At 59.7% G+C, this 231-nt stretch carries 1 pseudogene; it reads right to left on the reverse strand.

Annotation, left to right across the window (positions count from 1 at the left end):
* Positions 1-231, reverse strand: a pseudogene (locus V5P19_RS24625) (hypothetical protein); the annotation flags it as partial.

Genomic DNA, 231 nt, shown 5'->3' on the forward strand with positions numbered 1-231 from the left:
GACGACCACGGTGAGCATCTCGGTTGGCGGGCCATAGAAGTAGCGCCAGATGCCTACCGCAACGCCCACCAGGTTGAGCAGGACAAGGAAGATGTAGGGCCGCGAGATCACCCAGTCGACGTACTCTTCTTCCACCAGTCCACCTTTGGCGGTGACGTTAAATTTGCCTTTGTGCGGGTTAATCAGCGCCCCCAGCGTCGGTGGTGCGATCTACCACGCCAGCACCGTGTC

Origin of the sequence: Enterobacter sp. UNJFSC 003 (assembly GCF_036903355.1) — a bacterium.
Classification (GTDB): Bacteria; Pseudomonadota; Gammaproteobacteria; order Enterobacterales; family Enterobacteriaceae; genus Enterobacter.